Origin of the sequence: Bacillus weihaiensis (assembly GCF_001889165.1) — a bacterium.
GTDB classification, from domain to species: domain Bacteria; phylum Bacillota; class Bacilli; order Bacillales; family Bacillaceae; genus Metabacillus; species Metabacillus weihaiensis.
In genome coordinates this window covers 2981402-2996131 of record NZ_CP016020.1, presented here as the reverse complement: position 1 = coordinate 2996131, position 14730 = coordinate 2981402, and the positions used below count along the sequence as shown (strand labels likewise).

Sequence of the window (14730 nt, the reverse complement as noted above, 5' to 3'; positions counted from 1 at the left end):
TCGGAGGGTGCCTGGCTCTTTGTTTTGTCCCAGCCTCTTTTTCAATGCTTAGCTATAGAGCTTCAAATGTGACAAATGTTGCTAGATCAATTCAAGAATAAGTACAGATGAAGCTAATTACGCTTTTGTTCCTAGTCGCTGTTATTAGTAGGCTCGCTTACTTTGAACACCATAGAGCAAGCTGAAGAGTAAGGGCATCTTTAAAGTTTTTCGGATCGTAGCCTGTTTCTTCATGTATTTTTGTTAATCTGTAAATTAAAGTGTTACGGTGGATAAAGAGTTCATCTGCTGTATGCTGAATGTTTAAGTTCTTATTGAAAAAAGTTCCTAGTGTATGGGAGTATTTTTTTACGCTTTTGTTCATGACCCGGTCTGAGAATTTTTGGGTCCATGCTGGATCAATTAGATGAATGAGTGCTTCTGCCTCAATGTCTGCAAATGATATAAAATCTTCATCAGCGGAGCTAATCTTCAAGGCAAGTTCACAGCTAGTGTACGAATGCTTGAAATCTTCAAGGAGTGTAAAAGGGGTGCTAAACGCTAGTTTAAATGCTAACTTTTTCTTCTTTAATTCCTTATAAATTAGCATGCGTTTTTTATCGACCTCAGCCTCTGAAATTCCTGAAAAAACAAAGAAAAGTCGATTGATGTTTATAAAACATGAAAATCCATGGCCATCACCGATCATTCTTTCTGTTAGTTGAAGAATTGTTTGATTGGAAATGGATCTGTCGAATAGCTGAACAACATGAATGGTAAACGGTCCATTAAGTGTTGTTTCAAGTAAATGTAGACCACGGTCTACATTTTTATAAGAAGGAGCTTCCTTTAATAATTCCTCAATAATCATTTCCTTCGTCCGTTGCTGCCACTCTAACTGATTAGCAATAAATTTTTGCTTAATCATAAGCTCTGTAATCATTTTGACAATCCCGGCAAAGTCTTTTACTTCTTCTGGATTTCCTGTAATCCCAATAACTCCTACAATTTCTTCCTGAAATTCAATTGGTAGATTAATTCCTTGATGAGAACCGCGCCAACCATGTTTGTTATCAGCTGAAATTGTAAGGGGTTGACGGGTTTTTACTACTTCCTGGGCACCTTCGTGAATATCGCTAATTCTTTTTGGATCAGTAGAAGCAATGATGATACCTGTATCATTCATGATATTGATATTTCGATTTAATTTATTTGAGGTTTCATTGACAATGGTCTGGGCTATTTCTTTTGTTAACATAGCTTTTCCTCCGCAAAATTAGTTATAGCACACAAAAAATTCTTAATTTTCTTACTATATTTCATATTGTACACACGATGTTTTCCTATAACAAGCTTAGTATAATAAGTTATAAGATGTAAACGTTTTCTTTTTTGAGGAGGGATAGAATGAAGATTCTACTTGCACCTGACTCATTTAAAGGTAGTTTAAGTGCAGTTGGGGTCGCACTAGCGATGGAAAGGGGAATTAAAAAAGCGTTTCCTAATTCGGAAACAATTTGTATGCCAATCGGTGATGGTGGTGAAGGTACACTTGAAACATTGATTACGGCTACAAATGGTATAACGAAGCAAATAAAAGTAACTGGACCCTTAGGACATGAAATTATGTCTGAATATGGAGTCCTTGGTGATGGTAAGACCTGTATTATCGAAATGGCAAAAGCCTCTGGACTTGCACTTGTTGATGAGAAGGATTTGAATCCACTAAAAACAACGACCTATGGCACAGGAGAACTAATCCGCCAGGCGTTAGATGATGGCTATACCTCTTTTATCTTAGCATTAGGTGGTTCTGCAACAAATGATGGTGGAGTTGGAATGCTACAGGCACTTGGTTTAAAAGTGGTAGATGTGAGAGGGGAAGAGATTGGTTATGGTGGGGGCGAACTTGCAAAGGTCCACAGGATAGACGCAACTAAGTTTGACCCTCGTATCCAGACTTCAACGTTTTTAATCGCTTCTGATGTAGAGAATCCATTCGTTGGACCTAATGGTGCTTCGCATGTATTCGGGCCTCAAAAAGGAGCAACTATGGATATGGTTAGAACACTTGATGCCAACTTGTCCCACTGGGGAGATTGTGTGGAAAACGCAACAGGTAGTAGAATCCATGACGTAAAAGGAGCAGGGGCTGCTGGTGGTATTGGCGGTGCATTCCAAGTTTTCTTTCCTTCAGAAATGAGAAGAGGGATAGATGTTGTCATTGACCATATTGGATTTCATAAGGCAATTGACGGAGCAGATTTAGTTATTACAGGAGAAGGTCAAGTTGATGATCAAACCGCTTCAGGCAAAACGCCAATGGGGGTTGCACAGGCTGCCCAATCCTATGGAATCCCAACGATTATTCTTGCGGGGTCTATTGGAAAAGGAATTGAGGTTCTTCATCGTTATGGTGTGGTAAGTGTGAATAGTATTATTAATCGGCCGATGACATTACATGAAGCAATGGAAAATGCCGGTGAACTCATTGAATTTTCTACGGAACAAGTTGTTCGTTCTTATTTTTGTAACCATGAATTTCAAAAACGAAAGGTGGTTCTAAATAATGAAAATTAAACAATCAATTGAAAAAATCCCAGGTGGTCTTATGGTTGTCCCACTTATGTTAGGTGCAGCCCTCAACACGATTGACCAAATGCATCTTCCGTTTATAATGGAAGGCTTGAAGTCACTAGGGGTGTCTCCAACAGCGGATGGGCATTATGAATTCTTAAGAATTGGGGGTTTTTCTCAACAATTATTTAAAGATGGTGCACTTGTGTTAATTGCATTGTTCCTATTCTGTGCAGGTAGCCAAATGAACTTCCGCGTAGGAGGTACCGCCTTGAAAAAAGGTGTTCTTCTTACTTCTTCAAAATATTTAACTGGTTTAGCTATAGGACTTTTATTCGGATATCTTTTTGATCCAATGTCAGGACTATTCGGTTTATCTACTGTCGCAATCATTGCGGCCATGACAAACGGTAATGGTGGTATGTTTGCAGCACTAACTAGTCAATATGGCAACCGATCTGATGTAGGGGCTGTAGCCGTTCTTTCCTTAAATGATGGCCCGTTTTTTACTCTCATGTCTTTAGGTTTACTAGGATCTCAATTTCCAATTATCTCGTTTATTGCCGTCTTACTTCCAATCTTAATAGGGATGCTATTAGGTAATCTTGATTCTGATATTCGTGAGTTTTTAAAGCCTGGTGAGATTCTCCCGGTTCCATTTTTCGCTTTTGCATTAGGAGCGGGTATGAACTTCGCTACATTCTTTAACTTAGAAGTATTAGCTGCAGGGCTAACACTTGGCTTTTTGACAACAGGTTTAACAGCGCTTACAGGAATTCTCGTCTTTAAGGCGTTTAGAGAAAAAAGCTTTATTGCTCCAGTTTCAGAAGCATCTACTGCTGGAAACGCAGTTGGTACACCAGCCGCAATAGCCGCAGCTGCTGCAGTTGCAGCAAACGCTGGAATGATGACAGAGGCCGAAGCAGCGGCCTATGCAGGAATCGTCAACATTGCAACAGCGCAAATCTCCATTTCAACCTTGACGACAGCTATTCTTTGTCCGATTGTTGTCATCCTTGTTGATAAGTGGCAAAGGAAAAGGGGAATTGACGGGAAACAAGAGCAGGGCAATTCTACTTTCGTGGAAACTGGTGAGGAATCTATTGCTAAATAAACCTACATTACCCCTGGGAATCTCAGGGGTAGGCTTATTTTTAATAGGCACTTTTCATCAACTATGTTGATTAGTACGATACATGTAAAAAGATGATCAACTTCCACATGATTAAGGTAATTAAAGGGATTAGACTCATTCTTACAGAAGTGTGTTTTAAGAATTCTAAAACGTAGTTATCTTATAACCGAACGTTTCTTTTTCTTGGGAAACTGGATTCATGTAACGTCATACTACAGGATATAACAAAGTCAAATTTAGAGGTGAAGATTCAAATGGAAACAACATTATTATATGGAAAAACAGGATTATCTCTTACTCTACCAGATAACACATTTGTAGTAGAGCCTAATAACCTATCTAGAGTGGAAAATGATATGGAGGCGTTAAAGGATGCATTGAACAATCCAATAGGCACTCCACCTTTACGAGAAATGGTGAAATCGACAGATAAGGTTGCGATCGCGATTAGTGATATTACAAGGCCAACACCGAATCACAAATTAGTTCCCGCTCTCCTTGATGAGTTAAAGCATGTACCGCTTGAAAATTTTGTTATTATCAACGGTACTGGAACACATCGTGATCAAACGAGAGAAGAATTTATCCAAATGCTTGGTGAGTGGGTAGTGAATCATATTCGAATTATTAATAACCAGTGCCATGAGAAAGAGACACATGTGAATGTAGGAAAAAGCAAATTTGGCTGTGATGTTTATTTGAATAAAGAATACGTGGAAGCTGATTTTCGAATTGTCACTGGATTTATTGAACCGCATTTCTTTGCGGGATTCTCCGGTGGCCCAAAAGGTATTATGCCAGGAATAGCTGGAATTGAAACGATTATGACATTCCATAATGCTCGGATGATTGGTGATGCTCGTTCTACTTGGGGTAATATGAACGAAAATCCGGTTCAAGATATGACAAGGGAAGTTAATCGGATGTGCAAACCTCATTTTATGCTAAATGTAACGTTGAATCGTGAGAAAGAAATCACCTCTGTATTTGCTGGGGAATTGTATGAGGCACATGATAAAGGCTGTGAATTCGTGAAGGAACATGCAATGATTCGCTGTGAAGAACGCTTTGATGTTGTTATCACCTCTAATTCTGGGTATCCACTTGACCAGAATCTCTACCAGGCTGTAAAAGGGATGAGTGCTGCTCATAAGATTGTGAAGAAGGGTGGAACGATTATTGTCGCTTCAGAATGCTCGGATGGTTTACCTGATCATGGAAACTATTCAAAAATCTTTGAGTTTGCTGATAGCCCGCAGGCATTACTAGATTTGATAGAAGACCCTGAATTTAAAATGTTTGACCAATGGCAGGTTCAAAAACAGGCCGTTACCCAGGTTTGGGCTGATATTCATGTTTACTCAAAGCTAACAGACGAACAAGTTCGTTCGACAATGCTCAAGCCTACGCACAATATAGAAAAAACGCTTGAAGAGCTAAAACAAGTGTATGGGGAAAATATGACCATTGCTGTCTTACCTCTAGGACCCTTAACAATCCCTTATGTAGAGGAGTAGAACAGGCTAAAGAGAAAACAAATAGACAATTTGCAGACTAACAACATCTGACTCAAATCAACTAATGGTAAGGATGATCCAAATGATTGAAAATAAATATGGAAGATTACAAGAAATCTTGAAAGAAATGAGAACTGTAGTCATTGCCTTTTCAGGTGGAGTTGATAGTACATTTTTGTTAAAAGCAGCACTTGATACACTTGGTAGAGAAAATGTGTTGGCAGTTACTGCGGATAGTGAGACATATCCATTTGAAGAGCTTCAGGAAGCGATAAAGCTTGCTGAAGCTCTCGGAGCGCGTCATGAAGTTATCCAAACGTCCGAGCTCGCCATTTTAGGATATGCCGAGAATACTTCTAACCGTTGCTACTTCTGTAAGAAAAGCTTGTTTGAGCATTTAATTCCAATCATGCATGAGAATCAATATAAAAATGTCATCTTCGGATTGATTGCTGATGACCTTGGTGAGCATCGACCCGGAACAAAAGCGGCAAAGGAATATAACGTGCGAGGTCCTCTTCAGGAAGCAAATCTATATAAAGCTGAGATACGAGAGCTCTCGCAGCAAATGGGCCTACCCACATGGGATAAGCCATCATTTGCCTGTCTTTCTTCAAGAATTGCATACGGTGAGCAAATCACTATTGAAAAACTAAGAAGAATTGATCAATCAGAGCAAGCAGTAAGAGCCTTTGGAATTCGTCAAGTTCGAGTACGGAATCATGGAGAGATTGCTAGAATTGAAGTAGAACCGGCTGACTTCAAAAGATTACTTGAGAATCATGAAGAAATCGTACACATCTTAAAGGGGAATGGATATACGTATGTAACACTAGATATGTCAGGATACAAAAGTGGAAGTATGAATAAACTGCTTAAAGACAGTGTAAAGCAGGTAGAGAGAGTGTAGTTGGGAAGAAACGAAAGCTAAAGTCAGCAACTAGGGGGATGTTAGTTGGATAAGAGAATTGGAATCATAGCTGATGATTTGACAGGGGCCAATGATTCAGGCGTTCAATTAGCAAAAAAAGGATTTTCTACAACAGTCATGATAGACATAAATGGGCTAGTTCAGTCGACTGTGGGAGAAGGTACCGAGGTCCTTGTTATTGATAGTGATAGCCGGGCGATGGATCCGTGTAAAGCGTGTGAAAGAACGGCTATGGCAGCTTCTTTTTTACTAGAAGAAAAATATACCTATCTTTATAAAAAAGTAGATTCTACACTCAGAGGAAATATAGCAGCTGAATTAAAAGAAGCTGTTGCTATTTATCAACCAGAAATTGTCGTTTTTGCCCCGGCATTTCCTCAGCTAAATCGAACAACTAAAAACGGAAATCATTTTGTACATAACGTACTACTACACGAAACAGAATTTGCTCATGATCCTAAAACACCAGTGGCGACAAGTTCTATCCCAGATCTTTTGCAGTCAGAGGTAGATGAAGAGCTGTTTCTTTTAAATATTGCGGCAATTCGTAGTTCGCATGAAGAGGGAATTAATACGATTAAGAAAGCTCTATTGGCAAGTCGGTGGTTTATATGTGATGCTGAAACAGAAGCGGACCTTGTTAAAATTGTTAGGCTGTTCGCAAATTTTAGTGAACGTATTCTTTGGTCTGGGTCAGGTGGATTAATTGACTATATCCCCGAAGTGTTAGGACTATCTCCAGGGAAAAAGAATGGATATGAACAGCATGAAATAAATAAGATTTTAACAGTATCAGGAAGCCTATCCCAAAACACACAACAACAGATTAAGAGACTACGAACAGAAGAGGATTGTGCTGTTATTGAACTCAATCCAGTTGAATTACTAACCAAGACATTTACTAGTACAGATATACTAGAAAAGCTAAATGGTAGGAAAGAGAAGCATCTTGTCCTCTATTTGGACAATTCAGGTGAAAATCGACGTGAAGCAAAACTTACAGGAGCTATGCTTGGATATGATCATCATCAGGTGAGTGAAAGACTTTCAGGTGAACTGGGACTCATCGTCGCTTCAATTATAGAAAAGGAAGAAGAGATAAATGGATTCATCTTAACAGGAGGAGACACAGCTAAATCTGTGTGCTCCGCTTTAGGAGTAACAACCCTATCGCTCATTTCAGAGATTGAGCCTGGCTTACCATTTGGGAAGATAAACACAGGAGAGCGGACGTTCTGGACAGTAACGAAAGCAGGAGGATTTGGAAACGAAGATGCTCTAGTGTCTGCTTTGAAATTCATGACAAGAGAGGGTGATCAGGATGGCAAATAAGCCAGTAGTCGGAATAACAATGGGAGATGGCGCAGGAATTGGTCCTGAAATCATTTTGAAAAGTCTCGCTCATGAAGAAATTTATGATAGCTGTCATCCATTCGTTATTGGAGATAGAAAGATTCTAGAACGGGCAAAGAGTTATGTGAAAAGTGAACTAGAGATTCAATCCATTTCAGTTACCGAACTTGAAAGAATGTCGTACAAATATGGAACGGTTTTTTGCTTAGATTTAGATTTGCTTCCAGCTACTCTACCGATCGGGAAAGTATCTGCAGAAGCAGGTCATGCTGCCTATGAATATTTACGAACTGGAATAGAGTTAGCCAATAAAAAGCAAATTGATGTGATTTGTACAGCACCACTAAACAAAGAAGCCCTACATAAAGGTGGTCATCTATATCCAGGTCACACAGAAATTTTAGCAGATTTAACTAATACGAAGGATTTCTCCATGATGTTATCAGCACCAAACTTGAATGTGATTCATGTTACAACCCATGTGGGGATTATAGATGCAGTAAAGTTAATCAATCCAGACCGAGTGTATCATGTACTAAAGCTTGCCCACGAGACACTTGAGAAAGCAGGTTGTCCTCATCCTAAAATCGCGGTTTGTGGTATTAATCCACATGCTGGAGAAAATGGGTTATTTGGTTATGGGGAAGAAGAGGAAAAAGTAGTTCCTGCTGTGGAAAAAGCTCTACGTGAAGGAATGGATGTCAAGGGTCCGCTGCCGGCTGATACATTATTTTTCCGAGCAGTCCGTGGGGATTTTGACATTGTTGTTGCTATGTACCATGACCAAGGGCACGGACCAGTTAAAGTACTTGGGCTCGATACAGGTGTCAATATTACAGTAGGCCTTCCGATTATTAGAACAAGTGTAGATCATGGCACGGCGTTTGATATTGCAGGAAAAGGGATGGCGGATGAAAAAAGTCTACTTGAAGCGATAAAAAAAGGAGTGGAGCTCGCTCCAAAAAAATAATGAAGAGGTTACACAAAGCGCATGGCAGTTAGGCTATGAAACACTCTTAGTAGATAAAAGCGAAGGAACTACTAGACTGGCACTGAAAAATAATTGGAGAAGGCATGTCTTAGATTTTTAAGAAACTTATATGGAACCGCTGTTGATAAGATCAATAGCGGTTATTTTTACGATCGGAGTGGGTGTCATATGCTTAGGCAAAGATACAAAGATAGGACTGCATTCCAACAGCGGAGGAAATCTCAATGGAATACCAATGAAGGAATGAAAACGTACATATCGATCATTTTCGCATGGGAATTTAATAAAAAGCAACAACATAGTAGAAGACAGCCTTTGAAATGGACAAATTATCCCTTTTTTACTGCGTTTCTGGTCAAAGATATGATGAAATGATCCTCTTTAAGTCTATAGATGTCATTAACTTTCTTAGTTAGGGCTTTTAGCGTTAAATGCGAGTTCGTTTCACTGTTTTGGGAGCTCTATCCGCGATAATGGGGGCTCTATCCGCGATTAAGGGAGCTCTATCCACGATTAAGGGTGTTCTATCCGCGATTAAGGGGGCTCTATCCGCGATTAAGGGAGTTCTATCCGCGATTCCCGGTGCCCTATCCGCGATTAAGGGTGCTCTATCCGCGATTAAGGGTGCTCTATCCGCGATTATGAGTGCTCTATCCGCGATTATGAGGGTTCTATCCGCGATTATGAGGGTTCTATCCGCGATTCCGGGAGCCCTATCCGCGATTCGGGTTCTTTCAACAAGTTTCGCATAGAGCGAATACCTATATGTTTCCCATTCATATTAAATTAAAGCAAATTCTGAGAAAAGAAAGTAGTGAAACGTCATTTTGCAAAAATAAGTGACTAGCACATTGTCATTTTGCTTATCTATGGTATAATCAAACTATAACGAACAAAAATGAACATTAAAGTACATAGTGGTGGAAAGGGGAGGTAGAGTATGCAATCACTTTTTTCTTTAGAAGGAAAAGTAGCGCTTTTAACTGGTGCCAGTCGGGGCTTAGGCCAAGGGATGGCGGTTGGGCTAGCAGAAGCTGGTGCAACTGTCATTGGAGCTGGTATGAGTGATATGTCAGAAACACGTCAAAAGATTGAAGAAATTGGTGGAACCTTTCATGATCTAAAAGTGGATCTATCCAGGGAGCAAGCTGCTAAACAACTAGTTTCAGAGGCGTTAGAGGTAACAAATAAGATTGATATCTTAGTAAATAACGCGGGCATTATTCGACGTGAGAATGCAGAGAATTTTTCAGATGATGATTGGTATGAAGTGATTAAGGTTAATCAGCATTCTGTGTTTCAGCTCTGTAGAGAAGTAGGGAAGCATATGCTTGAGCATGAATCTGGAAGAATCATTAACGTGGCCTCTATGCTGTCATTCCAGGGTGGATTAAGGGTACCAGCCTACACAGCTAGTAAACACGCAGTTGCAGGCTTAACGAAATCATTAGCTAATGAGTGGTCAAGTAGGGGAATTAATGTAAACGCTATCGCGCCTGGATATATGGAGACGGATAATACAAGTCAGCTAAGAGCAAACAAAGAGCGAAATGAATATATCACTTCAAGAATTCCGCAAGGTCGTTGGGGGACTCCAGAGGATTTAAAAGGAGCCGTTATCTTTTTGGCTTCTAACGCAGGTAGCTATGTAAATGGACATATTTTATGTGTAGATGGCGGATGGATGAGTTCATAATGGAAAGGGGTAAATGAAATGGAAATTAGACATGCGACAAATCCAACAGATTTTAAATCATATACGACAGAGAGCCTAAGACATGACTTTTTAATAGAGTCTTTATTTGTTCAAGGTGAACTGAAAATGACCTATTCTCATTATGATCGTGTTGTAACAGGTGGAGCTATTCCAACTAGTCAACCTCTTAAATTAGAAGACCAGGATTCTCTTAAAACAAACTACTTCCTAGAAAGACGTGAAGTAGGCATTATTAACATTGGGGCAGAAGGTAATGTGGTAGTTGACGGGAAATCCTACACACTTAATAAGAGAGATTGCTTATACGTGGGACTTGGGAATGAAGAGGTAGTATTTGAAAGCGCAAATGCAGAGAATCCTGCGAAGTTTTACCTTGTTTCCACTCCAGCTCATAAACAATATCCTACGAAAAAAGCACCAATTGAGGATGCGGAGCCTACACATTTAGGGGCCGATAGTGAGTCAAATAAACGGACGATTTATAAATATATTCATGCCGATGGGATTCAAAGCTGTCAATTAATGATGGGCATGACACTTTTAGAGCCGAATAATATGTGGAATACTATGCCTGCCCATCTTCATGATCGACGTATGGAAGTGTATCTCTATTTTGATATGGATGAAAATTCAAGGGTCTTTCATTTCATGGGTCAACCAAACGAAACTCGTCATTTACTTGTCAAGAATGAACAGGCCGTTCTTTCCCCACCATGGTCCATCCATTCAGGTGTTGGTACGAGCAACTATACCTTTATTTGGGCGATGGCTGGAGAGAACTATACGTTTACCGATATGGACGCGGTAAGTATGGATGAATTAAAGTAGTTTTTAAGTGTCAAAGGTTATAGGTTAATAAAGGTGAGTGAGCAGAAGAGATACTATGTGTACCCTTTCTGCTTATTTTACGTTCATAGGATACTCGAGATTTAGATGTAGAAAAGGTTAATTTTTATTACTGTTAACATGAATAAAGGCTGTTTTCACATAGTTGTTGCTTTCCTAAAAAAAAGTCCCAAGTGCCGGATGTTTCAGCGGGGTACAAGGTTCTTCTGTATGTATAGGGAGAGCAGCGCTTGGAGGGATGAATGATGACTATATTCTTTAAGGTGAATATTACTTAGGAATAGAGTTTGTTTGAAGCCTAATCCCTTTTGTTTGGATAAGAGTTTTGGATGCGTATTCGAGTTATTATTAAAAAGAATCATACTGATTAACACCTTCTTATTTTTTCTACTAGTACTCATTAGCTTTTTTTGGTTTTTGACCCAGAACCAGTCAAAGAAATTTGACATCTTTGTCCTTCATATGATAAATAGACGATGATATGGGAAGAGTAGCGTAATCGATAAAACGTAGACAGAAATGTATAAATTAGTAGGAGGTTGATCCTTTTACCTACCAATTGTCATGGGTAAATATCTTATTCTTTTTATTTTTTATTTTTATTCTTATTGCCCACGTATCGTAGGACGACTCGTGAATAGTAGTAGACGCTTCGTCTGCGATTAGTTAGTTAGCTAAGCAAAATAAATGAAATTTATCTCGATACTTGATAGGATGGTAGATGAATAAAAAAAGGAGGAAATATAACGATGACACTACTTAATGATATAGCTGCTTACAAAGAAGCATTCAAGCAAAAAGCACCAGAGGAAAAACAAAAATTAATGGCACAAGCAACAAAGGAATTAGAAGAATCAGGAGTTGCGCAAGGGCTAAAACAGGGGGAGAAAATTCCCAATTTTCAGCTTCCTTCTGCAACAGGAGAAACAGTTTCCATTAAAGATGAGCTTGCAAAAGGTCCTGTTATTTTAACTTTTTACCGTGGTGGCTGGTGCCCTTACTGTAATTTAGAGTTAAAAGCGTATCAACGTGAGCTTGAAGCAATTAAAGAGGCTGGTGCTACCTTAATAGCAATTAGTCCTGAACAGCCTGATGCTTCAATGACAACAAAGGAAAAGAATGACCTAGAATTTATCGTTCTTAGCGATGAAGACAATAAAGTAGCGGAGCAATTTAATCTTGTATTTAAAATGCCGGATTACTTAATTGATATTTATAAAGAGTCAGGTTTAGATGTTGAAGCACATAACGGAAATGCGGATTGGGAATTACCTAAGCCTGCTACGTTTGTTGTTGATCAATCAGGAAGCATTGTGTTTGCAGATGTAGATTCTGATTATACAAAACGTGTTGAGCCAGCTAAAGTAATTGAAATCGTAAAGAATATGTAATAGTAAGTTTGATGACGCGAGGCTGGGACAGAAGTGCCTGGCACCTTATCGTAACGACTATATGTACGCACTAATTTATCTAGTGCATACAATAGATTGTATCGGAGGGTGCCTGGCTCTTTGATTTGTCCCAGCCTCTATTATTAATGTTGATTTTTGTCGAAAAGTTAATACATAGCGTTTTTTCGAAAATAAACATAGTGAAAGCGTGAATAAAGGTGGTAAATTCGAAAATAAACTAGCTAAAACCGAAAATATCCGATTGAGCCCCTCTCTATCATTTTTTTATACCTAATCTAGTAAACTTCATTCTTTCCTCACAAATACCATCTATAATCCTATTATTCATAACAGATAACAATAAAAGGAGCATATGACAGTGACAGAAGGATCTAAAAATAAAAACAAAGTAGAGAAGAAACAAAGTCAATCCATTTATAAAACGATTTGGCGTTGGCATTTTTATGCTGGGATTATCTTTGCCCCGTTTCTTATTATTCTTTCAATTACTGGGGCGGTTTATCTTTTTAAGCCACAAATTGAGAATATTCTTTATCAAGAATATTATGAAGTGCAGGAACAAGGGGAAAAAATCTCAGCTACTCAACAGCTAAATAATGTAAAGGCGGAGTATCCTGACGCAATGGTTAAAAGGTATCGACCGGGAGATTCAGATACAAGATCGAGTGAATTCTCCATTATTAATAATGAAGATTCATTGACAGTGTTTGTCGATCCTTATACAGGAAAAATTATTGGAGAATTAAATAGTGAAGATAAAATTATGAACAAAATTGAAGAGATTCATGGGGAATTAATGGCGGGAACACTTGGTGACAGAATAGTGGAGTTAGCTGCTTGTTGGGCAATTGTTCTGATTGTTACAGGTCTTTACTTGTGGTTTCCGAGAAAGAAAAAAGATCTCTCAGGTGTGTTAATTCCAAGGGTGAACAAAGGGAAAAAGGTCTTTTTAAGAGATTTACATGCTGTGCCAGCGGTTTGGATTTCAGCAGGAATGCTATTTCTAATCTTAACTGGCTTACCATGGTCAGGTTTTTGGGGAAGTAATTTTCAATCTCTTGCAACAAATGCTGGTGTAGGCTATCCACCATCTATTTGGGGAGGAAGTGCGCCGACATCGATAGTTCAAACAAAGGATGTAGCTGAAGTACCGTGGGCTGCAGAAACATTGGATGTACCTAAGTCTGATCTACAAGGATTTGTCCCACTTTCAATTGATGAAGTAGTTGAAATTGCGAATCGGGAAGGAATGCATCCGACATATGCTATTAGTATTCCGAGTGAGAAAGAAGGCGTGTATACCCTGTCAGCTTACCCACCTAAAGCAGAGGATGAAGCAACCATTCATCTTGATCAATACTCTGGTGCAGTTTTAGCTGATTATAGATTTGATAATTATGGAGCTGTTGGGAAGGCAGTAGCACTGGGGATTACCTTACATAAAGGAACTCAGTTTGGCTTATTTAATCAGCTAATCAGTCTTTTCATATGTCTAGGGATTATCCTTATAGTGGCTAGCGGATTTTATTTGTGGTTAAAGCGTAAACCAAAACAAGAAATGGGAGCACCAAAGGCACCTAGAATGTTCAAAATGGGACCATTTCTATTTATTATCGTTGTGTTAAGTTTCCTATTTCCACTAGTCGGTCTATCCATTTTAGCTGTATGGCTACTAGATTTAATCGTTATTAAAAGAATCCCATTCTTTAAAAGATTTTTTAACGCATAATTGGCGGAGAAAGGAAGCAGGCTTGTGAAAAAAATGACATCACTATCGTTACTCTTTGTCGTCTTTCTTACAATGAGTGCGTGTTCTCTCGAAGTGAACGAGAATACGGAAGAAAAATATAAGGAAGAAAACCCGTTAGTAGCAGATATCATATTACCTGAGACGATTACAACAGAGAAAGAAACACTCTTTCAAGTGAGCTTGACACAAGGTGAAACAAAGATTGATTCACCAGAGTATGTCCATTTTGAAATCTGGAAATACGATCATTCCGTCACATATGACATGGTAGAAGGAAATAGTGTAGGAAATGGCTTGTTTGAGCTAACTAAGAAACTAGATGAAGAAGGCTTATATTTTGTAAAAGTTCATGCAGGTTATGAAGATTCCATTATCATGCCGAAAAAGCAATTTATTGTTGGAGAATTATCAAAAGCTGAAGTAGAATTCCTGCAGGAAGGTACAGGAGAAGAGGAATCTGGTGGAGAGCATCATCACTAAGATTGATAGAAAAAGAGTAAAGGTGAGAAAATCACTTTTGCT

General features: G+C 38.9%; 13 protein-coding genes. 12 read left to right on the top strand and 1 reads right to left on the bottom strand.

What is annotated here, in order from left to right; genetic code table 11:
- Nucleotides 1-157 precede the first annotated feature (157 nt).
- Entirely contained in the window at nt 158-1237 is a 1080-nt protein-coding gene (locus A9C19_RS14490; protein WP_072580591.1) for a CdaR family transcriptional regulator, read from the bottom strand.
- Between the two features lie 149 nt (nt 1238-1386).
- On the opposite strand from A9C19_RS14490, the gene A9C19_RS14485 reads away from it, so the two are divergent.
- The 12 genes from A9C19_RS14485 (at nt 1387) to A9C19_RS14420 (ending at nt 14688) form a co-directional block, all read left to right on the top strand.
- Nucleotides 1387-2559, top strand: a complete 1173-nt coding sequence (locus A9C19_RS14485; protein ID WP_072580590.1) for a glycerate kinase — start codon at nt 1387-1389, stop codon at nt 2557-2559.
- Nucleotides 2549-3670: a 2-keto-3-deoxygluconate permease gene (locus A9C19_RS14480; RefSeq protein WP_072580589.1), complete on the top strand. Its 1122-nt coding sequence runs from the start codon at nt 2549-2551 to the stop codon at nt 3668-3670. Before A9C19_RS14485 ends, A9C19_RS14480 begins: the two co-directional genes overlap by 11 nt.
- A gap of 275 nt (nt 3671-3945) precedes the next feature.
- Nucleotides 3946-5208 carry a nickel-dependent lactate racemase gene (gene larA / locus A9C19_RS14475; protein ID WP_072580588.1) on the top strand — a complete coding sequence of 421 codons (1263 nt, stop codon included), beginning with the start codon at nt 3946-3948 and terminating at the stop codon, nt 5206-5208.
- A gap of 82 nt (nt 5209-5290) precedes the next feature.
- Entirely contained in the window at nt 5291-6118 is an 828-nt protein-coding gene (gene larE, locus A9C19_RS14470; RefSeq protein WP_072580587.1) for an ATP-dependent sacrificial sulfur transferase LarE, read from the top strand.
- A gap of 45 nt (nt 6119-6163) precedes the next feature.
- The gene (locus A9C19_RS14465; RefSeq protein ID WP_072580586.1) at nt 6164-7471 is read left to right on the top strand and encodes a four-carbon acid sugar kinase family protein; all 1308 of its coding nucleotides are present in this window, start codon (nt 6164-6166) and stop codon (nt 7469-7471) included.
- Nucleotides 7461-8462 carry a 4-hydroxythreonine-4-phosphate dehydrogenase PdxA gene (gene pdxA, locus A9C19_RS14460; RefSeq protein WP_072580585.1) on the top strand — a complete coding sequence of 334 codons (1002 nt, stop codon included), beginning with the start codon at nt 7461-7463 and terminating at the stop codon, nt 8460-8462. The genes A9C19_RS14465 and pdxA overlap by 11 nt, the downstream gene beginning before the upstream one ends.
- 452 nt (nt 8463-8914) lie before the next feature.
- Entirely contained in the window at nt 8915-9235 is a 321-nt protein-coding gene (locus A9C19_RS14450; RefSeq protein ID WP_145925799.1) for a hypothetical protein, read from the top strand.
- Between the two features lie 188 nt (nt 9236-9423).
- On the top strand, nt 9424-10179 hold the full coding sequence (gene kduD, locus A9C19_RS14445; protein WP_072580582.1) for a 2-dehydro-3-deoxy-D-gluconate 5-dehydrogenase KduD: 756 nt from the start codon (nt 9424-9426) through the stop codon (nt 10177-10179).
- A gap of 18 nt (nt 10180-10197) precedes the next feature.
- Nucleotides 10198-11028, top strand: a complete 831-nt coding sequence (gene kduI / locus A9C19_RS14440) for a 5-dehydro-4-deoxy-D-glucuronate isomerase (protein WP_072580581.1) — start codon at nt 10198-10200, stop codon at nt 11026-11028.
- A 767-nt stretch (nt 11029-11795) separates the two neighbouring features.
- Complete coding sequence (locus tag A9C19_RS14430; RefSeq protein WP_072580579.1) at nt 11796-12437, top strand: peroxiredoxin-like family protein; 642 nt, start codon at nt 11796-11798, stop codon at nt 12435-12437.
- Nucleotides 12438-12810: 373 nt separating this feature from the next.
- Complete coding sequence (locus A9C19_RS14425; RefSeq protein ID WP_072580578.1) at nt 12811-14187, top strand: PepSY-associated TM helix domain-containing protein; 1377 nt, start codon at nt 12811-12813, stop codon at nt 14185-14187.
- A 33-nt stretch (nt 14188-14220) separates the two neighbouring features.
- Nucleotides 14221-14688, top strand: a complete 468-nt coding sequence (locus A9C19_RS14420) for a FixH family protein (protein WP_072581906.1) — start codon at nt 14221-14223, stop codon at nt 14686-14688.
- Nucleotides 14689-14730: the final 42 nt, after the last annotated feature.

Bases quoted from the DNA above. Each gene is read 5' to 3' on its own strand.
- kduI (WP_072580581.1), top strand. From the start codon at position 10,198: ATGGAAATTAGACATGCGACAAATCCAACAGATTTTAAATCATATACG.
- kduD (WP_072580582.1), top strand. From the start codon at position 9,424: ATGCAATCACTTTTTTCTTTAGAAGGAAAAGTAGCGCTTTTAACTGGT.
- A9C19_RS14490 (WP_072580591.1), bottom strand. From the start codon at position 1,237: ATGTTAACAAAAGAAATAGCCCAGACCATTGTCAATGAAACCTCAAAT.
- A9C19_RS14480 (WP_072580589.1), top strand. From the start codon at position 2,549: ATGAAAATTAAACAATCAATTGAAAAAATCCCAGGTGGTCTTATGGTT.
- A9C19_RS14430 (WP_072580579.1), top strand. From the start codon at position 11,796: ATGACACTACTTAATGATATAGCTGCTTACAAAGAAGCATTCAAGCAA.
- A9C19_RS14485 (WP_072580590.1), top strand. From the start codon at position 1,387: ATGAAGATTCTACTTGCACCTGACTCATTTAAAGGTAGTTTAAGTGCA.
- larA (WP_072580588.1), top strand. From the start codon at position 3,946: ATGGAAACAACATTATTATATGGAAAAACAGGATTATCTCTTACTCTA.
- A9C19_RS14450 (WP_145925799.1), top strand. From the start codon at position 8,915: ATGCGAGTTCGTTTCACTGTTTTGGGAGCTCTATCCGCGATAATGGGG.
- A9C19_RS14425 (WP_072580578.1), top strand. From the start codon at position 12,811: ATGACAGTGACAGAAGGATCTAAAAATAAAAACAAAGTAGAGAAGAAA.
- pdxA (WP_072580585.1), top strand. From the start codon at position 7,461: ATGGCAAATAAGCCAGTAGTCGGAATAACAATGGGAGATGGCGCAGGA.
- A9C19_RS14420 (WP_072581906.1), top strand. From the start codon at position 14,221: ATGACATCACTATCGTTACTCTTTGTCGTCTTTCTTACAATGAGTGCG.
- larE (WP_072580587.1), top strand. From the start codon at position 5,291: ATGATTGAAAATAAATATGGAAGATTACAAGAAATCTTGAAAGAAATG.